This window comes from Pseudomonas sp. FSL L8-0168 (assembly GCF_037976155.1).
Lineage (GTDB): Bacteria > Pseudomonadota > Gammaproteobacteria > Pseudomonadales > Pseudomonadaceae > Aquipseudomonas > Aquipseudomonas paracarnis.
The window spans coordinates 486,195-506,518 of sequence record NZ_CP150262.1 but is presented as its reverse complement, the minus strand read 5'-3'; the positions used below and the strand labels follow the sequence as shown (position 1 = coordinate 506,518).

16 protein-coding genes are annotated in these 20,324 nt (G+C 61.9%); 10 read left to right on the top strand and 6 right to left on the bottom strand.

Annotated elements, in window-relative coordinates; all coding sequences use genetic code 11:
* Window positions 1-101 precede the first annotated feature (101 nt).
* From MHH62_RS02095 to MHH62_RS02085, 3 genes are all read left to right on the top strand, one after another.
* Window positions 102-656: a UPF0149 family protein gene (locus MHH62_RS02095; RefSeq protein ID WP_339232347.1), complete on the top strand. Its 555-nt coding sequence runs from the start codon at window positions 102-104 to the stop codon at window positions 654-656.
* A gap of 133 nt (window positions 657-789) precedes the next feature.
* On the top strand, window positions 790-2,046 hold the full coding sequence (locus MHH62_RS02090) for a 3-phosphoshikimate 1-carboxyvinyltransferase (RefSeq protein ID WP_019816885.1): 1,257 nt from the start codon (window positions 790-792) through the stop codon (window positions 2,044-2,046).
* 61 nt (window positions 2,047-2,107) lie between these two features.
* Entirely contained in the window at window positions 2,108-2,497 is a 390-nt protein-coding gene (locus MHH62_RS02085) for a hypothetical protein (RefSeq protein WP_019816884.1), read from the top strand.
* Window position 2,498: 1 nt separating this feature from the next.
* On the opposite strand, the gene MHH62_RS02080 is transcribed toward MHH62_RS02085, so the two are convergent.
* Complete coding sequence (locus MHH62_RS02080; RefSeq protein ID WP_014718672.1) at window positions 2,499-3,098, bottom strand: NAD(P)H-dependent oxidoreductase; 600 nt, start codon at window positions 3,096-3,098, stop codon at window positions 2,499-2,501.
* A 72-nt stretch (window positions 3,099-3,170) separates the two neighbouring features.
* Here MHH62_RS02080 and MHH62_RS02075 point away from each other — a divergent pair, with 72 nt between their 5' ends.
* Window positions 3,171-3,773: a TetR/AcrR family transcriptional regulator gene (locus MHH62_RS02075; RefSeq protein ID WP_019816882.1), complete on the top strand. Its 603-nt coding sequence runs from the start codon at window positions 3,171-3,173 to the stop codon at window positions 3,771-3,773.
* Here MHH62_RS02075 and MHH62_RS02070 read toward each other — a convergent pair.
* Together MHH62_RS02070 and MHH62_RS02065 are read right to left on the bottom strand one after the other, a co-directional pair.
* Entirely contained in the window at window positions 3,763-4,440 is a 678-nt protein-coding gene (locus tag MHH62_RS02070; RefSeq protein ID WP_014718674.1) for a GNAT family N-acetyltransferase, read from the bottom strand. The two genes, MHH62_RS02075 and MHH62_RS02070, sit on opposite strands and share 11 nt — an antisense overlap.
* A 56-nt stretch (window positions 4,441-4,496) precedes the next feature.
* Entirely contained in the window at window positions 4,497-5,381 is an 885-nt protein-coding gene (locus tag MHH62_RS02065; RefSeq protein WP_019816880.1) for a LysR family transcriptional regulator, read from the bottom strand.
* A 113-nt stretch (window positions 5,382-5,494) separates the two neighbouring features.
* On the opposite strand from MHH62_RS02065, the gene MHH62_RS02060 reads away from it, so the two are divergent.
* The 6 genes from MHH62_RS02060 to MHH62_RS02035 all read left to right on the top strand — a co-directional run bounded on the left by MHH62_RS02060 (window position 5,495) and on the right by MHH62_RS02035 (window position 13,468).
* Window positions 5,495-6,727 (top strand): MFS transporter, encoded by a 1,233-nt coding sequence (locus MHH62_RS02060; protein ID WP_122300745.1) that lies wholly within the window; start codon window positions 5,495-5,497, stop codon window positions 6,725-6,727.
* Window positions 6,728-6,765: 38 nt separating this feature from the next.
* Window positions 6,766-7,476, top strand: coding sequence for a FadR/GntR family transcriptional regulator (locus MHH62_RS02055; protein WP_019816878.1), 711 nt, complete (start codon window positions 6,766-6,768; stop codon window positions 7,474-7,476).
* Window positions 7,477-7,582: 106 nt separating this feature from the next.
* On the top strand, window positions 7,583-8,776 hold the full coding sequence (gene lhgO / locus MHH62_RS02050; RefSeq protein ID WP_032901615.1) for an L-2-hydroxyglutarate oxidase: 1,194 nt from the start codon (window positions 7,583-7,585) through the stop codon (window positions 8,774-8,776).
* Window positions 8,777-8,832: 56 nt separating this feature from the next.
* Window positions 8,833-10,158 carry an MFS transporter gene (locus MHH62_RS02045; protein WP_014718679.1) on the top strand — a complete coding sequence of 442 codons (1,326 nt, stop codon included), beginning with the start codon at window positions 8,833-8,835 and terminating at the stop codon, window positions 10,156-10,158.
* An 82-nt stretch (window positions 10,159-10,240) separates the two neighbouring features.
* The gene (locus MHH62_RS02040) at window positions 10,241-11,092 is read left to right on the top strand and encodes a CAP domain-containing protein (RefSeq protein ID WP_014718680.1); all 852 of its coding nucleotides are present in this window, start codon (window positions 10,241-10,243) and stop codon (window positions 11,090-11,092) included.
* A gap of 171 nt (window positions 11,093-11,263) precedes the next feature.
* Window positions 11,264-13,468, top strand: a complete 2,205-nt coding sequence (locus MHH62_RS02035) for a GAF domain-containing protein (RefSeq protein WP_339232341.1) — start codon at window positions 11,264-11,266, stop codon at window positions 13,466-13,468.
* On the opposite strand, the gene MHH62_RS02030 is transcribed toward MHH62_RS02035, so the two are convergent.
* Genes MHH62_RS02030 through treS form a run of 3 tightly spaced genes read right to left on the bottom strand, consistent with a single transcriptional unit; the run spans window position 13,447 to window position 20,240 of the window.
* Window positions 13,447-14,607, bottom strand: coding sequence for a sensor domain-containing diguanylate cyclase (locus MHH62_RS02030; protein WP_019816876.1), 1,161 nt, complete (start codon window positions 14,605-14,607; stop codon window positions 13,447-13,449). The genes MHH62_RS02035 and MHH62_RS02030 overlap by 22 nt on opposite strands.
* A gap of 42 nt (window positions 14,608-14,649) precedes the next feature.
* Window positions 14,650-16,896, bottom strand: coding sequence for a 1,4-alpha-glucan branching protein GlgB (gene glgB, locus MHH62_RS02025; RefSeq protein ID WP_014718682.1), 2,247 nt, complete (start codon window positions 16,894-16,896; stop codon window positions 14,650-14,652).
* Window positions 16,893-20,240: a maltose alpha-D-glucosyltransferase gene (gene treS, locus MHH62_RS02020; protein ID WP_339232339.1), complete on the bottom strand. Its 3,348-nt coding sequence runs from the start codon at window positions 20,238-20,240 to the stop codon at window positions 16,893-16,895. Before treS ends, glgB begins: the two co-directional genes overlap by 4 nt.
* Between the last annotated feature and the right edge of the window lie 84 nt (window positions 20,241-20,324).

Genomic DNA, 20,324 nt, shown 5'->3' with positions numbered 1-20,324 from the left:
TCACGGTGAGGGAAAAGACGCTGGATAAAACCCGATGCACAGGCCATCCTTTGCGCTTTAAGCCGCGCTGTGCGCGGCGCTCGACGTTTTAAGGATATGCCATGCACGCCCAACCCCTCGCTCCCGCCGATTTCGAATTCATTGACGCCACCTTGCTCAAATACGGCGAAGACCACTCGGTGCTGAACATGGCCGAACTCGACGGTTATTTCACCGCCCTGGTTTCCAGCCCGGCCAAGGTGGATGTGTCCGAGTGGTTCCCGGCGATCTGGGGTGGGCAAAACCCTGAATGGGACAACATGGACGAGGCCCAGGCTTTTCTCGAGCTGTGTGTACGCCATATGAATACCCTGGCCGCGCAATTGGCCACTGACTCCCAGGCATTCAAAGCCCGTTTCGATGAAACCGAACATCAAGGCCAGGCGGTGACCCTTGCCGAGGAATGGTGCTTTGGTTATGTGCGCGGCGTGACAATCGCCAACTGGCCGCCATTGCCCGCTGTACAAGCCGGGCAACTGGAGCGGATTTCCTGGTGCGCCGAACAGGACAATTTCGAATTGCCGGCGGATCTGGATATAAACGCCCATCAACTGCAGGTCAGCGAAATCGAACCGGCTGCACAGGCGCTGCATGACTACTGGTTGAGCCAGCGTTAAGGCAGTAGGAGCGCATGCCAATAAATCACGCAGATCACCCACTCACTCGACAAGCATGGCGTGTTTGCCTGATGATTCGGGTCCGCACGTCGGCCACTCCACGCCACCTTGCCTTGACCAGGAGCCTTGTACCTTGAGTTCGCAGAAAACCGTGACCGTTACACCGCCCAACTTCCCCCTCACTGGCAAGGTCGCGCCCCCCGGCTCCAAATCCATTACCAATCGAGCGCTGTTGCTGGCGGCACTGGCCAAGGGCACCAGCCGTTTGAGCGGTGCGCTCAAAAGTGATGACACGCGCCACATGTCGGTCGCCCTGCGGCAGATGGGCGTCACCATCGACGAGCCGGACGACACCACCTTTGTCGTCACCAGCCAAGGCTCGCTGCAATTGCCGGCCCAGCCGTTGTTCCTCGGCAACGCCGGCACCGCCATGCGCTTTCTCACGGCTGCCGTCGCCACCGTGCAAGGCACCGTGGTACTGGACGGTGACGAGTACATGCAAAAACGCCCCATCGGCCCGCTGCTGGCCACCCTGGGCCAGAACGGCATCCAGGTCGACAGCCCCACCGGTTGCCCACCGGTAACCGTGCACGGCGCGGGCAAGGTCCAGGCCAGGCGTTTTGAGATTGACGCAGGTTTGTCCAGCCAGTACGTATCGGCCCTGCTGATGCTGGCGGCGTGCGGCGAAGCGCCGATTGAAGTGGCGCTGACCGGCAAGGACATTGGCGCCCGTGGCTACGTGGACCTGACCCTCGATTGCATGCGTGCGTTCGGGGCCCAGGTCGACGCCGTGGACGACACCACCTGGCGCGTGGCCCCCACCGGCTATACCGCCCATGACTACCTGATCGAACCCGACGCTTCCGCCGCCACTTACCTATGGGCCGCAGAAGTACTGACCGGTGGCCGTATCGATATTGGTGTAGCCCCACAGGACTTCACCCAGCCCGACGCCAAGGCCCAGGCCGTGATCGCGCAATTCCCGAACATGCAGGCCACGGTGGTGGGTTCACAAATGCAGGATGCGATCCCGACCCTGGCGGTGCTCGCCGCGTTCAACAACACCCCGGTGCGCTTCACTGAACTGGCGAACCTGCGCGTCAAGGAATGTGACCGCGTGCAGGCGCTGCACGATGGCCTCAACGAAATTCGCCCGGGCCTGGCGACCATCGAGGGTGATGACTTGCTGGTTGCCAGCGACCCCGCTTTGGCTGGCACCGCCTGCACCGCACTGATCGACACCCACGCCGACCATCGCATCGCCATGTGCTTTGCCCTGGCCGGGCTGAAAGTCTCGGGCATTCGCATTCAAGACCCGGACTGCGTGGCCAAGACCTACCCTGACTACTGGAAAGCGCTGGCCAGCCTGGGCGTCCACTTGAGCTACTGACACACAAACCTGTAGGGGCGAGCAAGCTCGCTCCTACAACTGAACCTTGCCGGGAGCGTCAATGACCCTTCGCCAACCCTGCCCACCCGGCGCCTGTGTCTGCAACCGTGAACAACTGCTGGAAGCTCCCGGCGCTGATCTGCGCATTCTGCAACTGACGCGACAGCAGGAAAAAATCCTGCTGGAGCGCCTGGAAAACCTCAAGAGCCTGCAAGACCTCGAACACTTGCAACAGCGGATGTACGACCAACTCGGCATCCGCGTCCACATCGCGCCCGGGCATACCGAGGTCAAAAGCATGCGCGGGATCCAGATCGTCATCGACGAACTGCCGGGCATGTGCCGCAAGACTCGCCAGTCGATCCCCGCCTCCATTCGCCGCGGCCTGGAGAAAAAACCAGAGATTGCCTACCGCTTGCTGGACGCCCACGACCTGTTTCGCGACGCTTGAATTATCCCGCGACGGCCTCACGCTCAAACAACCCCTGCCCCACCGCCCGGGCCTTGTGCAAATGCGCCTGGGCCGTGCCACTTTCCGAGTCCAACAACAACTCGGAAGTGAGTACCCGCGCCCCGCAATAATCAAAGATGCCGTAGTCGATCTGGGTATTCATGGCCTTGGCATAACCGTGTCGCTCAAAGGCACTGTCATCAGCCCCACCCAGGGCCAGCAGATGCACCTGCAAATGCCTTAGTTTCTTCTGCACCGGTGTATCGGGGCCGTAATCAATCGCCCAGCCATTGACGAATACGCGGTCGACCCAACCCTTGAGCAATGCCGGCATTGACCACCAGTAGATGGGGAATGCCAGCACCAGCGCGTCGGCGCGATCGATGCGGGCCTGCTCGGCCACCACGTCGGCTGGCGGCGTCGCCCGAGTACGGTGCACCCGATGGTCGGCCGCGCTGTAGCGTGGGTCGAACCCTTCAGCGGCAAGGTCGGCTATTTCAAAGGTGTGGCCAGAGGCGCTCAAGCCCGCGCCCACCTCGGCGGCCACGCTATGGGTGAGGGATTGCGGGTCGTGATGGGCAACAACGATCAGTGCGTGCATGACTTTGACTCCGTTTCGGCTTAATCTACTTTTAGTAAGTTACGTCGAATAAGTTACTTTTGGTATATAAGCATGTCAAGCAATGAATCCCCTGCCCCCCGTCGTCGTTTGTCCCGTGAAGATCGCCTGCGCCAGTTACTCGACGTCGCCTGGCAATTGGTGCGTGACGAAGGCACCGACGCCCTGACCCTGGGCCGCCTGGCCGAGCTGGCGGGCGTCACCAAACCAGTGGTGTACGACCACTTCGCTACACGCGCGGGGTTGCTGGCCGCGCTGTATGCAGACTTCGACGAGCGCCAGGACCAGGTGTTTGCCGATGCCATCGCCACCAGCAAGGCGACGCTTGAGGACCGCGCGTGGGTTATCGCGTCGTCGTATGTCGATTGTGTGTTGTTGCAAGGTCGGGAAATCCCCGGGGTGATTGCCGCCTTGAGCGGTTCACCAGAGTTGGAAGCGTCCAAGCGCGAATACGAGGCGATCTTCCTCGATAAGTGCAGAGACGCGCTGTCGCCCTTCACCCACGGCGGCAGTATTTCCCAGGCCGGGTTGCGCGCCATGCTCGGCGCGGCGGAAGCCCTGTCCCATGCGGCGGCCAATGGCGAGATCAGCCGCGAGGAAGCTCAGCAGGAACTGCTGGAGACTATCCTCGGGATGGTCAAGCGCGTCAGGCCGTAGGCAGACGGCCCTGGACGAACAGTTGCGCCTTGCGCGTCAACTGGTCCAGGTGCCGATCACGCTGTTTCTCCGCATCGACCATGGCGCGCTTGCCGTGTTTTTGCAGCAGGTAGGTGTGGATCTGCCGCACTTCCAGCGAGCTGTAGATTGAAGCCACATCCAACACGCCCATCAGCCCATCGGTGCCGTAGTTGCGGGTGTTCATCACGACCTGGGTGCCACGCGCACCGCGTACCTGGAAACCCATGGCTTCGAACACCGCAACCTTCTCTACCGCACAGGCCAGTTCGGCGTGGGGATAACGCGCCAACACCTCGTCCAGCATGCTGCGTGCCACACCCTGGCGACGAAAGCCGGCCTGCACCGCCATAAACGCGATGCCACACGCGTTCGGGTCATCCTTCACCGGCAGGTACAGGCAAAAGCCCACCACCGTCTCGTCTTCCATCGCCACGACCAACTCGACGGCGATGCCCTTTTCGCCATTCAACGCCTCAAGGTACAGGTGTACCTCAAACCCGATGGCGTACTGGTAGATGTTGTAGAGCAGGTTGCTCGGTGCCAGCGCTACGCTGCTGATATCGGTGAGGTTGTCCACCACCATCTGCAGGATCTGGCTGTTGACCGGTTCGGGGCACGGCGTGGTGTAGCGGGTAAGGCTGAACATGCAAATTCCTGGGGTTTCGCGTCAAGGCAGCGGCGATTGTACCTGTTGCGCGCCGCTCATGGCCCGCACACCTCGCGCAAACACGCGCGCAGCCAGCGATGGGCCAGGTCGGCGTCCTGTCGCGGGTGCCACAGCATCGCCACGGTAAATGGCGGCAATGTCACCGGTAGCTCAAAGCAATACAAGCCTCGAGGCGGCACTGTGATATAGCGCTCAGGCACGCTGGCGATCAGGTCGGTATCACGCGCCAGGGCGATGGCCGTGTTGAAACCGGCGACCACGATGCTGACCTGCCGAACCAGACCTTGCGCCTCAAGGGCCTCATCGATCTGGCCACGGTCCTGGCCGCGCCGCGACACGTAGACATGTTGTCCCTGGGCGAAACGCGCTGCGCTCAAGGGGCCGCGGCTCAGAGCATGGCCCTCGCGCACCACGCCCACCAGGCGATCACGGAACAGCGCCTGGGTCAGCACCTCCGGGCTGGCGCCGACATCGACCACACCGGTTTCCAGGTCGACGCCACCGTCGCGCAGCAGCGCACTGTGCTTGTCGCTCTTGTGCACGAAACGCAAGCGCACCCCTGGAGCCTCCTGGGCGATACGCGCGAGCAATGCAGGGCCGAAGCGTTCGACGAACTCCTCACTGGTGCGCAGGGTGAAGGTACGCACCACCTCACCCAAGTCCAGGGTGTGCGCCGGGCGCAATACCGCATGGGCGTCCTGCACCAGTTGGCTAACCTGTTCGCGCAATTGCAACGCCCGGGGCGTCGGCACCAGGCCGCGCCCGGCACGTACCAGCAGCGGATCGCCAGTGGCTGCACGCAAACGCGCCAGGGCCCGGCTCATGGCCGAAGGGCTCAGGCGCAGGCGCTGGGCGGCGCGAGCGACGCTGCCTTCGGCAAGCAACACGTCGAGGGTGATGAGTAAATTGAGGTCGGGCATGCGGGCTCCTGATCAGGCGTTGGGTGCAGCTATAACCTGCAAGCCATGCGTCTTCCGCCATGTTAGGCGACGCCGTAGATTTGTGACAGGTGCATTCACTCAAGGAAACGCGCATGCAAACCTCCACACGCGGCGGCCTGGTGGCCTTGTCGCTGTCCATGTTGCTGGCCGCCCTGGGCACCAGCATCGCCAATGTCGGCCTGCCCAGCCTGGCGCACGCCTTCGGTGCCTCGTTTCAGGCCGTGCAGTGGGTGGTGCTCGCCTACCTGCTGGCCATCACCGCCGTGATTGTCAGCGCCGGGCGCCTGGGCGACCGTCTGGGGCGCCGGCGCTTGCTGCTGGCCGGGTTGCTGGTGTTTGCCCTGGCCTGCGCCGGGTGTGCCGCCGCGCCAACCCTGCCCTGGCTGATCGGCGCACGGGCATTCCAGGGCCTGGGCGCGGCGATCATGATGGCGATGACCCTGGGCATGGTGGGTGACACTGTCACGAAAGAGAATACCGGCCGAGTCATGGGCCTGCTGGGCACCCTGTCGGCACTCGGCACGGCCATGGGGCCGAGTGTCGGCGGAGTATTGCTCAGCCTGTGGAGCTGGCGCGCGCTGTTTTTGATCGGCCTGCCCTTGGCGGGTGTGGCTGCCGCCTTCGCCTACCGTTATTTGCCGGTAGATGCTCACCGCCGCGACGCTTGGCCAGGCGATACAGTCTGGGCGCCCCTGCGCGATGCGCCGTTGCGCGCCGGCCTGGCCATGAGTGCCCTGGTGTCGGCGGTGATCATGGCCACGTTCGTGGTGGGGCCGTTCTACCTGTCACGTGGCCTGGGCCTCGATCCCGCCTGGATGGGCTTGGCCATGGCCGTCGGGCCAACGGTCGCGGCGGTGACCGGTGTACCGGCGGGTTACCTGACCGATCGCCTTGGCAGCCAACGCCTGACCCTCGTGGGGCTAAGCGTGATGCTGTGCGGGGCCCTGTTGCTATCGCAGGCGTCCGGGCTTGGCGTTTATCTCGCGGGCCTGATCGTGTTGACGGCCGGCTACAGCCTGTTCCAGGCGGCCAACAACACGGCGGTGATGAGCGATATACAGGCGACACGCCGAGGCACAGTGTCCGGCCTGCTGAATCTGTCACGGAACCTGGGCCTGATTTTCGGCGCCTCGGCCCTCGGCGCGGTGTTCGCCCGCGCCACCCCGGATGTCAGCCTCGCCGCGCCCCAGGCGGTGGCAGCCGGCCTGCACGCCACCTTCGCCATGGCGGTAGGTTTGCTGTTACTGGCGGTGCTGATCGCCTGGAGACGTGGGCATTCCCTGGCCAGCGCGAAGCAGACAAATATTGACAAGCTAAAATCGTAACGACTATTGTCTGACAACCTGATCACCAAGGTTTTCCCATGCTTGAGCTCCAGCGCCCCGATTCGCTTGTCGTACGGGTTGTCAGCGCCATTCGCGCAGAAATCGAATCCGGCCAACTGGCCCCGGAGTCGCGCCTGCCGACCGAACAGCAACTGGCCGAACAACTCAACGTCAGCCGTTCCGTGGTGCGTGAAGCCATTGCCCAGCTCAAGGCCGACGGTGTGCTCACCGCCCGCCGTGGCCTGGGCTCGTTTATTTCGCAGACCCCTGCGGGCACGGTGTTTCGGTTTCCGCAGCCCAACGGGCGACGACCTGACCTGGCGCAGATGTTCGAAGTGCGCCTGTGGATCGAAACCCAGGCCGCTTCGATTGCTGCCCAGCGCCGCGACAGCGCCGACCTGCAGCGCATGAAAAGCGCGTTGCAGGCCATGCAGGACAACCGCGACGACTTTGAAGCCGCAGCCCTGGCCGATGTGGAATTCCACCGTGCCATTGCCGACGCCAGCAAGAATGACTACTTCGTGGCCTTCCATGACTTCCTCAGGAGCCAGTTGGCCAGTGCGCGTAAAACCGCGTGGGAGAACTCGGCGTCGCGCTTTGCCACCGGTTCGGCCGATGCCACCCAGGAACATCAACAGCTCTACCAGGCCATTGCCGACGGCGACGCCCAACGCGCCGCCGCCAGTGCCGAGGCGCACCTGCGTGCCGCAGCGCGACGCCTGCAACTGGAATTACCGACCACGAACTGATCCACCTTGTTTGCAGCGTGTCCGCGGACACGCCATTTTTTTAACAAAAACATTAGTCTGACAACCTGATAAGCAGACTGAAATGTACAACCTAGGTACTTCTGCAATGATTCATGACTTTTGCATTATCGGCGGCGGCATCGTCGGCCTGGCCACCGCCATGGAGCTGCTCAAGCGCCAACCTGGCGCGTCGCTGGTGATCCTGGAAAAAGAGTCGGTGCTGGCCAAGCACCAGACCGGCCACAACAGCGGCGTGATCCATGCCGGCATCTACTATGCACCCGGCAGCCTCAAGGCCGACTTGTGCAAGCGCGGCGCCGAAGCCACCAAGCAGTTCTGCCGCGAACACGGGATCAAATTCGAGGTGTGCGGCAAGCTGCTGGTGGCCTCAAGCCCGCTTGAAATGCAACGCATGGAAGCGCTGTACGCCCGTGCCCAGCTCAATGGCATGCAGGTCGAGCGCTTGAATGCCGAACAACTGCGCCAGCGCGAACCGAACATCGTCGGCCTCGGCGGCTTGTTTCTCGATGCCACCGGGATTGTCGATTACCGCCAGGTGTGCGAGACCATGGCCCAGGTGATTCGTCGCAGCGGTGGGCAGATCTGCCTGGAGCGCACCGTCACCGCCATCCAAGAAAATACCGACACGGTCACCGTCAACACCGAGGGCGAGACCTGGCAGGCCCGCCACCTGGTGGTGTGTGCCGGCTTGCAGTCCGACCGCCTGGCCCGGCTAGCCGGCATCCGCATCGACCATCAGATCATCCCGTTTCGGGGCGAGTACTTCCGCCTGCCCGCCGCCAAGAACAACATCGTCAACCATCTGATCTACCCGATCCCTGACCCGGAGCTGCCCTTCCTCGGCGTGCACCTGACCCGCATGATCGACGGCAGCGTCACCGTCGGCCCGAATGCCGTGCTGGGCCTGGGCCGCGAGAACTACCGCAAGTTTTCGGTGAACTGGCGCGACGTGGCGCAGTACGCCAGCTTCCCGGGTTTCTGGAAAACCCTGTGGCAAAACCTCGGTTCCGGCACCACCGAGATGAAGAACTCGTTGTTCAAGTCCGGCTACCTGGAGCAGTGCCGCAAGTACTGCCCGTCCCTGACGCTCGATGACCTGCTGCCCTACGAGGCCGGCATCCGTGCCCAGGCGGTAATGCGCGACGGCAGCCTGGTGCACGACTTTCTGTTCGCCCAAACCTCACGAATGCTGCATGTGTGCAATGCGCCCTCACCGGCCGCCACCTCAGCCATGCCCATCGGCGCGATGATCGCCGACCGCCTGTTCCACCCCCAGTAAGACCGCACCGCCCGCTCACCCAACAATAACTACAAAGACCCAGAAGGAAGTCCAGCATGTCGGCATCCGCCTCCATTCCCGGTACCGAAACGCCCGAACAAACCCGCAAGCGCCTACGCAAAGTAGCCGCCGCCACCATCTTCGGCTCGATGCTGGAGTGGTATGACTTTTACCTGTACGCCACCATGGCGGCGATTGTGTTTTCGAAGATCTTCTTCGATAACAGCGACCCGAAGACCGCCACGCTGATGGCCTTTTCGACCTTTGCCATCGGCTTTATCGCCCGCCCCTTCGGCGGCATCCTGTTTGGCTACCTGGGCGACAAGTTCGGGCGCAAGCAAGTGCTGGTGCTGACCTTCTGCCTGATGGGCGTGTGCACCACCTTGATCGGCTTGATCCCCAGCTACGCCTCCATCGGCATCTGGGCCCCGATCCTGCTGGTGTTTATCCGCATCATCCAGGGCCTGGGCGCAGGTGCCGAGTTGTCGGGCGCGGCAGTCACCTCCTACGAGCATGCCTCCCAAGGCAAGCGTGGCAGCCAGGGCGCCTGGCCGGCACTGGGCCTGAACCTGGGCCTGTTGCTGTCCTCACTGACTATTTACCTGCTGACCATCAACGGCAACGAGTTCCTGCTGGCCGGCGGCTGGCGCATTCCGTTTATCTGCAGCATCGTGCTGGTGGGTGTCGGCCTGTGGGTGCGCAACAGCATTCCGGAGACCCCACAGTTCGAAGCGCTGAGCACGGAAAAAGCCAAGGCCAAGCCATCGCCTCTCAAAGCCTTGTTCAAGAATGACCTCAAGGGCCTCGCCGTGGTGTTTTTTGTCGCGATTGGCTACAACGCCCTGAGCTACATCTTCAAGACCTTCTCCCTGGCGTACCTGACCCAATTCAAAGGCGTGGACGTGCATGTCACCTCGCTGTCGGTGACCATCGCCAGCCTGGTGGCCATCGTCGCCGTGCCCTGCTTCGGCTGGCTGTGTGACAAGTGGAGCAGCAAGACCGTGTTGATGCTCGGCGGGCTGTGCTCGCTGTTGTTCGCCTACCCGTTCCTGGCCCTGCTCAACAGTGGTGAAAGCCTGATGATTTACCTCGCCATCGGGGTGGGCACCGGAATCCTCGCGCCGATGATGTTCGCCCCCCAGGGTTCGTTCCTGAGCCGGCAGTTCCCGACGCAAACGCGCTCATCGGGCTTTGGCACCGGGCGGGAGATCGGCACCGCCATTGCCGGTGGCCTGGCACCGCTGGGCGCGCTGTCGATGGTAGCGGCCTCGGCCACCCACTCCACCGATGGCGTGGTGGTGATCCTCGCGATTTCTGCCTTGTTGGTGGTGGTGTTTGCCCTCTGCGATCAGGGCGCGAAACACTCGACATTCAAGAACTGAGCAAAAAAAGTTCGGACCAACGGGTGCATGGATGCACCTGGATCGCGCATCATGGGCACTTTCAAGCTCAAGGGTAACGTCCATGCGCGTTCTGTCATTGATGATGGGTCTTACGACGCTGGCCGCCACTACGGTGTTCTGCGCCAGCGCGATGGCGAATGAAGAAAGTCAGTTAGTCCAACAGATCAACCAATACCGCAGCCAGGTGCAACGCTGCGGTGACCAGGGTTCCCAGGAGCTTCCGCCGCTGACCAGCGACACGCGGCTGGTGTTGCCGGCCTCCAATGTCGGCGATTTGCAGCAGTCGCTGGCGCGCGCTGCCTACCCGATGGTGAATGTGCAGGCCATCAGCCTGTCCGGGCCCAAGGATGCCGAGGCCGCGATGAAAGCGGTGCGCGAAAGCTTTTGCCGCGTAGTGCTCGACCCGCAATTTGTCGACATCGGCGTCAGCAACAGCGGCCAGGACTGGCGCATCGTGCTGGCCCGCCCGTTGGTGACCAGCGGCCTGGGCGATTGGCAGACCGAAGGCAGAAAACTGCTCGACCTGATCAACACCGCCCGTGCCGAGCCGCGCCAGTGTGGCACCCAGGCGTTCACCGCCACGGCGCCCCTGTCGTGGAACGACACCCTGGCCGGCGCAGCCAACAGCCATACCCGCAACATGGCCAACGGCAATTTCTTCGACCACCTGGACCCCGACGGCCGCACGCCGGGTGACCGCGCCGAGTTGGCGGGGTATATCGCGAAGAATATCGGCGAAAACATCGCCGCCGGCCTCGACACGCCGCGCAAGGTCGTCGACGGTTGGCTCGCCAGCCCCGGCCACTGCGCCAACCTGATGAACCCGCAGTTTCGCGAATTGGGTGCTGCCTACGCCATGGACCCCAAGAGTGACGCGGGCATCTATTGGACGGGCTTATTCGGCACGCAATAAGGTTGGGCGCCGGCCCAACCGGCCAATAATGAAGGCGTGCAAATAGACAGTGAAATCAAAGTGCTATCAGGGAGATAATCGCGCTGAACTGAATGGGGTCATTCCGGTCTGTTGCTAGTCGGTATGACTCTTCAAAGCTAAACAGTACGTAGCAAGCAAGGTGTGAACCCCATGATGAATTGGCTGCAAGGCAGCAGCGAAATGGCAGAGCGGGTTCGTCAGCACGATTGGGCCAGTACGCCCCTGGGGCCACTTGAACACTGGCCCGATGTGTTGAAGACAACCGTTGCGCTGTGCTTCGCGTCGAGTTTCCCCCAGGCCATCGTCTGGGGGCCTCAGTTGATTACCCTCTACAACGACGCGTTCACGCCGATCCTGGGTAGCAAACCCGACGCCTTGGGCCGCCCGTTCAACGAGATCTGGCACGAGGTGTGGGACGATATCAGCCCTATCGCCGACGCCGCGTTCGATGGGCACGCCACCTATATCGAAAACTTCCCGCTGTTGATCCAACGCAACGAAGCGCCGGAACAAGCCTATTTCACCTTCTGCTACAGCCCGATTCGCAATGCCCAAGGTGTAGTGGTCGGTTTGCTCGACACGGTGACCGAAACCACTGCCACGGTGTTCCTCACCCGTCGTCTTGAAGTGCTGGACGCCATTAGCAATAGCGTGACCAACGCTACCGACGCCGAAACCATCCTGACGTCTACGACTCGCCTGCTGGCCGAACATCTGCAGGTGTCCATCTGTGCCTACGCCGACATGGACGAGGATGAAGATGGCTTTACCATTCGAGGCGACTGGTCGGCGCAAGGCTCGCCGAGCATCATCGGCCATTACAGCCTGGCGGCGTTTGGCGAATGCGCGGTCAACTGCCTGCGTGCCGGCGAGCCACTGGTGATACGCAATAATCTGATCGAGCTGCCGCCCCATGACGCCGCGAGCTTCCAGGCACTCGGTGTGACGGCCACCATTTGCATGCCCTTGATCAAAGACGGGCGGCTCACCGCACTGATGGCCGTACACGACAAAGTGCCGCGTTTTTGGTCGTCCTACGACATCGCGCTGTTGGGCGAAGTCACCGAACGTTCATGGGCGCATATCGAGCGCGTGCGTGCCGACGCCGCCGTGCGTAAGGGCCTGGCCGCCTATGCGGAACTCAATGCCAGCCTGGAGCAGCGCGTGAATGAGCGTACCCGTGCGCTGGCCGAAGCCGAAGCTGCACTGCGCCAGTCACAAAAACTTGAGGCCATCGGCCAACTGACCGGTGGCGTCGCCCATGACTTCAATAACCTGCTGACCATTATCCGCTCATCCGTGGATTTCCTGCGCCAACCGGGCCTGTCCGAAGAGCGTCGGCAACGTTATATGTGCGCGGTATCCGACACGGTGGAGCGGGCCAGCAAGCTCACCAGCCAACTGCTCGCTTTTGCCCGTCGCCAACCATTGAACCCGCAGGTGTTCGATGTCGGCCAGCGCGTGCAGAACATCGGCGAGATGCTCGAAAGCGTCACCGGCGCACGCATTCATGTGCAGGTGCAATTGCCCGATCGGCCCTGCTATGCACGCATCGACCCAAGCCAGTTCGAAACCGCGCTGATTAACATCGCCCTCAACGCCCGCGATGCGATGGACGGCCAGGGTACCCTGACCCTCAAAGTCGCCAGCGAGCAAACGCTGCCACGTATTCGCGGGGATGCCGAGTCGTGCATGCCCTACATCGCCATTTCTCTGGCCGATACCGGCACCGGGATTCCCAGCGATACCTTCGAACGCATCTTCGAGCCGTTCTTCACCACCAAGGCCGTGGGCAAAGGCACGGGCCTTGGCCTGTCGCAGGTATTCGGCTTTGCCAAGCAGTCAGGCGGCAATATCGATGTGGCCAGCACCCTTGGCCAGGGTACGGTGTTTACCTTGTACCTGCCGCAGGTCGAAGGCGAAGCGGCGCCGGATCAAGACCCGCATACAGACTTGCCAGCGCCGCAAGAGGCTGCTCATCAGCACGTGCTGATCGTCGAGGACAACCTTGAGGTAGGACGCTTCGCCAGCCAGATCCTCAAGGACCTGGGTTACCAGACCACGTGGGCGACCAATGCCGAACAGGCGCTGAACCTCGCCGGCACAGACGTCCAGGGGTTCGATGCGATTTTCTCCGACGTGGTGATGCCCGGCATGACCGGCGTGGCCATGGCCAAGCTACTGCGCCAGCGCCGCCCGGACCTGCCCGTGGTACTCGTCTCCGGCTACAGCGAGGAACTGGCGGACAGCGGCTATGAAGGCTTTGAGTTCCTCGCCAAGCCCTACTCCGCCGACCAGGTTGCGCGAGTGCTGGCAGAGGCGATGAGCAAGGATCAGTCGACAACCGCCACCTGATTGCGGCCCGATGCCTTGGCCTGGTACAGGGCCTTGTCGGCGCTGTTCATCAAGCCGTTCAAATCCAGAGGCTGAGCGTGGGTCGATGCCACGCCCAAGCTTGCGCTCACCCCTTGTACCGGGTCGGCGGGCAAGTGATAAATCGTCTGGAGCAACTGCTCGGCAATGCTGCGTGCGGTCTCCAATGAGGTATTGGGCAGCAGCACTGCAAACTCCTCGCCCCCCAGGCGACCGTAGATATCGGTCTGGCGAAAGGACGCGCTGATCACCGCGCCAATCTGACGCAACACCTGGTCGCCGGCCTGGTGGCCGTAGGTGTCATTGATGGCTTTGAAGTGGTCCATGTCCATCATCAATGCACACAACGGCTGCTGCTCGCGAAGGCACTGGGCATACAGCAACTGAGCCTGTTCGTAGAACGCCCGACGGTTCATCAGCCCGGTCAGTTCATCGGTCTGAGCGGCGCGGGTGGAAATATGATGAGCGCGTTCCATTTGCCTCGTCAGGCGAAAGGCTTTTTCCAGGGCATCGGAGAGTTTGCGCGTGGCACCGGCCACAAACGAAGCAAACACCAGCACCGCCAACGCCACGCCGACCTGCATCGGCGAAGGCTGAAACAGCATCCATACCGTACAGGGAAGCAACACCAGCGCCATCGAGCCCAGCGTCATGTAGCGATAGGCTGAATAACAGGACACCGCGCTGACCGACATGCCCACGGTAAACAGCATCACCAGCACCTGGGATAAGCGGTCATCGACCGGCATCACCGCCAGCGCCCCGCCGCCCCAGATACCCGCCGACAGCATCAGCGTGACCCAGTAGCGGCGTTCCCAACGGGCGGGCGTGCGCGCCGCGTCAGGGCAGCGAAACCATTGCACGAACAGATGCAGGCGCACCAATGACGAGCCCGCCAACAGTACCAACCACACCAGGATGACCTGATGATCGAACCGATCCCAGCACAGCCAGCAGAGCATGACGGCGCCCAGGTAGCTGCCGAAGATCGCCGAGAATGATTGACGAAACAGCTGGTGCAAACGGTCGGTTCGCACCTGCTCTTCAATGGAGTGACCCTGGTCCTGCCCGAGGCTATTCATGGGGTTGGCCTGTTTGACCGGCGACGGCAAAGGCGCCATTGTGGCACCTTGCCAGCAAGCCGAACAGCGGCATACGCCGCGCTAGAGCGTTTCAGGCTCTTGAGGTCGCAAAATCAGCACGCCCAGGGGCGGCAGGTTCAAAGACAACGACACCGGTTGCCCATGGCGCGGCTCATCCTGGGTAAACACGGCTCCGCCATTCCCGTAATTGGAGCCGGCGTAGGTATCGGCATCACTGTTGATCACCTCACTCCAACGCCCACCAAACGGCACACCGACTGCGTAGCCTTCACGGGGCACCGGGGTGAAGTTGGCAACCACCAACACCGGCTTGCCACCCTTGCTCCAGCGCAGCCAGGCGTAGACGCTGTTGATCGCGTCATCACCGATCAGCCATTGGAAGCCCTGGGGCGCATCGTCCTGTTCGTGCAATGCCGGCTCTTCGCGGTACAGGCGGTTCAAATCGCCTACCAGCTTTTGCACGCCACGGTGCTCGGGATACTGCAGCAAATACCAATCCAGTTGCTGGTCGTGGTTCCACTCGCGCCATTGGCCAAATTCGCAGCCCATGAACAGCAGCTTCTTGCCGGGGTGCATCCACATGAAACTGAGGTAGGCGCGCAGGTTGGCAAATTTCTGCCAGCGGTCGCCGGGCATCTTGTCGATCAGCGAGTGCTTGCCGTGCACCACCTCATCATGGGAAATCGGCAGGATAAAGCGCTCCGACCAGGCGTACACCAGCCCGAAACTCAGCTCGTTGTGATGATGGGCGCGGTACACCGGGTCTTGCTGGATGTAATGCAGGGAGTCGTGCATCCAGCCCATGTTCCATTTGTAGTTGAAGCCCAGGCCTCCCTGTTGGGTCGGCTGGCTGACGCCGGGCCAGGCCGTGGACTCCTCGGCAATTACCAACGCGCCCGGCGCTTCAAGGGCAACCACGTCGTTCAGGTGCCGCAAGAAATCGATGGCTTCCAGGTTCTCGCGGCCGCCATGACGGTTGGGCACCCATTCACCGGCCTTGCGCGAATAATCGCGATACAGCATGGAGGCCACTGCGTCCACACGCAGGCCGTCCACGTGGAAATGCTTGAGCCAGTGCAAGGCCGACGCGAGCATGAAACCGTGGACCTCGGTGCGGCCCAGGTTGTAGATCAGCGTGTCCCAGTCCTGGTGAAAACCTTCCAGCGGGTTGGCGTATTCGTACAGCGCGGTACCGTCAAATTGCGCCAGGCCGTGGGTATCGGTGGGGAAATGCGCTGGCACCCAATCAAGGATCACGCCGATATCGGCCTGATGGCAGGCATTGACGAACCAGGCGAAGTCTTCCGGCGAGCCAAAGCGCGCGCTGGGGGCAAACTGGGATAACGCTTGATAACCCCACGAGCCACCAAAGGGGTGCTCCATGATCGGCATCAGTTCGATATGGGTGAAGCCCAATTGTTGAACGTAAGGAATCAGCCGCTCGGCCAATTCGCGCCAGCCATATTGCCGAGCCACTTCACCGGCCTCGTCCAGCTCGCACTGCCAGGACCCCACATGCAGCTCGTAGATCGACAACGGCGCGGTGGCTTTCTGCTTGTCTCCCCGCGATTGCATCCACTCATGGTCCTGCCAATCCACCTGCAAAGGTGCGGCGACCTTCGAGGCGGTGTCCGGCGGTAGTTGGGTGGCCAGCGCCACAGGGTCGGCCTTGAGCGGCAGAATGCCGTGGGCACCGAGAATTTCATACTTGTAGGCCGCGCCCGGTTGCAGGCGCGGGATAAAGATTTCCCACACCCCCGATGGATGACGCAGGCGCATCGGGTGGCGGCGCCCGTCCCAGATATTGAAGTCGCCCACCACCGAAACCCGCCGTGCGTTCGGCGCCCACACGGCAAAGCGCACGCCTTGCACGCCATCGACGCTGACCACCTGAGCCCCCAGGCAGTTGCCCAGGTCACGATGATTGCCTTCGGCAAACAGGTACAGGTCCATTTCCCCCAGCAGCAATTGGCTGAAGCTGTAGGGGTCTTCGGTGATCTGCTCACCGCCGGCCCACTGGATTTTCAGCAGGTAGGGCTGGCGAGTGCTGAAGTGCCCAATAAACAGGCCTGGCACCTGGGTGGCATCGAGGCTGCCAAACGGCTCACCTGTGTCACGCGCCAGTACCTGGACACTCAGGGCCTCGGGCAGGAACGCACGGATAAACTGGCCGCCCTGCTCGTCATCATGGGGCCCCAGGATCGAAAAGGGATCGGGGTGCTCGGCGCGCACCAGCGCATCGACGTCCTTGGACGCCGGCAATGCAGTCAACTTGGGCTGCAGCGGTTCTCTCTGTGTAAAACTCATGACGTCTCCCCACCGCGTCCAGGTTTAGATATAGGTGTCAGCCCGCTCAACAAGCCGTGCAGCCCTTGCAGGGGCACCGGCAGCCAAGTCGGGCGGTTTTCTGCTTCGTAGGCCACTTCGTACGCGGCCTTTTCCAAGCTGAACAAGGTCAGCGCTGCGTCTTGGCCGTTGGCATCCTGCCAGTCATGCGCCAGTGTAGACGCAGCGGCCTGGTAAGCCTGGGTAAATGCTACGCGGGCTTCATTCAGGTAGCGGTCGGTCACGCGTTTGCGCGCAGCGTTCGCTTCTGGCGTGTGATCCACCCCTTGTACATTCAGCGCCATGGCCGCGGCATAATCAAAGGAACGCAGCACACCGCTCACATCTTTATAAGGGCTGTGTTTGCCGCGCCGCTCATGCAGCGGTCGCGCCGGTTCGCCCTCGAAGTCGATCAAGTAGGCATCGCCCTTGACCACCAATACCTGGCCCAGGTGCAAGTCACCGTGGACGCGAATGCGCAATCCGCCCGCCGTGGCTTTGGCCAACGCCTGGACATGCGCCGCGATGGCTTTTTTCTGCGCCAGTAATTCACTGACCAACGCCTGGTCGGCGGGGTTCAACTGGCTTTGATTAAGCTTGAGCAACTGCAAGGCACGGTCGATCTGGGCGCCGACATCCTTGGCCCAGGCTTGGGTGTCTTTGATTGTGGTGGGTTCGGGTTTGAAGGCCTTGTCGGCCGTTGGCGCACCCAGCACCAGGTGCATTTCACCCAGGCGCTGACCGAGCAAACCGGCAAAATCTGCCAGTTCCCCGAGGGCGTTGTAATGCTGTTCCTGTTCAGAGATCGCGTCGGCCAGCTCATCGCGGATCGCCCGCTCCAGGTTGTTCTGGGTCCAGCTCCAGGCATCGCCCTGATTGCTCAAGTAACCCTGGGCAATCATCAGCAAGTTGTCCTGCCCCTGCCCGTCCTGGCGGCTCATAAAGCCCAGCAGCGGCGAGATGTTCGGGTAGCCAGCGGCGGTCAGGTACGCACTCATTTCCAGCTCCGGGTGCACGCCGGCGCTGACTTTGCGAATCAGCTTGAGCACCAGACTCTCACCGACCACCACCGAGCTGTTGGACTGCTCGGCGGACAAGTAACGCACCGGCGATTCACGGGTCAGTTGCAATGCGGCCAAGTGTTGAGTGGCCTCGAATCGCAGATCGCCGTCAGGGGTATTGAGCACGGTGCCGGCCTGCATGGCCTGGATCACCTCAAGGATAAAATGCTCAAGGCTGAAGGCATCGGTCACCAAACCTACCTGGCGGGTGCGTCGCACTCGGGCCAACGCCAATTGCTGGGGCAAGGCGCTGGTGAACTGGTCTTCGCCAAGGAAGCCCAAGGGCAGTTGGTAGCGGCTGACCTGGCCGGCACTGGTCACTTCGATCTCACTGAGCAACACCGGATGCTGCGGGTCGCCAAAACGCACGCCATATGCGATGTGCACCGTGTCGATTGCCGTATCTTTGCCGGCAAACCAGCGCCGCTTGGGCAGCCAGGCGGGCAGTGACGTATGTTCCAGGCTGGTGCGGCAAGGTTCTTCGAGTAGCTCTTCCATGCGTTTTTTCAGTACCAAAGTGGTGAAGTCGGGCATGCTTTGCGCCGGTTCCACATGCCAGCTGGGCATCTGGTTTTCCGCTGCCAGCACGAACCAATAGAAACCATAGGGCGCCAGGGTCAGCAGGAAATTCAGCTGGCCGATTGGCGGGAAGGCATTACCGCCAAGCATCTCCACCGGCACCATGCCGGCAAAGGCCGACAGGTCCAGCTCCGCCGCCTGGGCGCTGCGCGACACGTTGGCCACGCACAGGATGATCTCGGTGTGGCCGTCTTCACCGGTGTATTCACGGGTGTAAGCCAGGATGCGCCGGTTAGTCGGCGAGAGCATTTTCAAGCTGCCACGACCAAACGCCTTGGACTGCTTGCGCACTGCGAGCATGCGCCGGGTCCAGTTGAGCAATGAATGCGGGTCCTGGGCCTGGGTCTCGACGTTGACCGACTGGTAGCCGTATTGCGGGTCCATGATCGGCGGCAACACCAGACTGGCCGGGTCGGCACGGGAAAACCCGCCATTGCGGTCGATGGACCATTGCATGGGCGTGCGCACGCCGTCACGGTCGCCCAGGTAGATGTTGTCGCCCATGCCGATTTCATCGCCGTAGTACAGGGTCGGCGTGCCCGGCATCGACAGCAACAGGCTGTTGAGCAATTCCACCCGCCGACGATCGCGCTCCACCAGCGGCGCCAGGCGTCGCCGAATGCCCAGGTTGATGCGGGCGCGGCGGTCTGCGGCGTAGTAGTTCCACAGGTAGTCGCGCTCTTTGTCGGTGACCATTTCCAGGGTCAGCTCATCATGGTTGCGCAGGAAAATTGCCCACTGGCAGTTGGCGGGAATCTCCGGGGTCTGGCGCAGAATGTCGGTAATGGGGAAGCGATCTTCCTGGGCCAACGCCATGTACATGCGCGGCATCAGTGGAAAGTGAAAGGCCATGTGGCATTCATCGCCGTCATCACCCTTTCTATCCCCAAAGTACAGCTGCGTGTCTTCCGGCCACTGGTTGGCTTCGGCCAGCAGCATGCGGTCGGGATAATGGGCATCGATCTCAGCGCGGATCTGCTTGAGGACGTTGTGGGTTTCCGCCAGGTTTTCGTTGTTGGTGCCGTCCCGTTCGATCAGATAGGGAATGGCGTCCAGGCGCAGGCCGTCGATGCCCAGGTCGAGCCAATAGCGCATCACCGACAGCACCGCTTTCATGACCTGCGGGTTATCGAAGTTGAGGTCCGGTTGGTGCGAGTAAAAGCGGTGCCAGAAGTACTGGCCGGCCACCGGGTCCCAGGTCCAGTTGGACTTTTCGGTGTCCAGGAAAATAATGCGCGTGCCGTCGTATTTCTGGTCATCGTCCGACCACACATAAAAGTCCCGCGCCGCCGAGCCTGGCTTGGCCTTGCGCGCGCGCTGGAACCAGGGGTGCTGGTCGGAGGTGTGGTTGATCACAAGCTCGGTGATCACGCGCAGCCCGCGTTGGTGGGCTTGGGCAATAAAGCGCTTGGCGTCGGCCATCGTCCCGTAGTCGCTGTGCACGCCGCGGTATTCGGCAATGTCGTAGCCGTCATCACGGCGGGGAGACGGGTAGAACGGCAGCAGCCAGATGGTGTTCACGCCCAGGTCGGCAATGTAGTCGAGTTTGGCGATCAGCCCGGCAAAGTCACCAATGCCGTCGTTGTTGGAGTCGAAATAGGATTTGACGTGTACCTGGTAGATCACCGCGTCTTTGTACCAGAGCGGGTCTTTGATGAAGGTGGCTGCCTTGGGTTTCTTGGCCATTGCAAACTCCTGAAAATACAAAGTTCTCGAGGATCGTTCCCAGGCTCCGCGTGGGAATGCAGCCCCGGACGCTCCGCGTCCCAA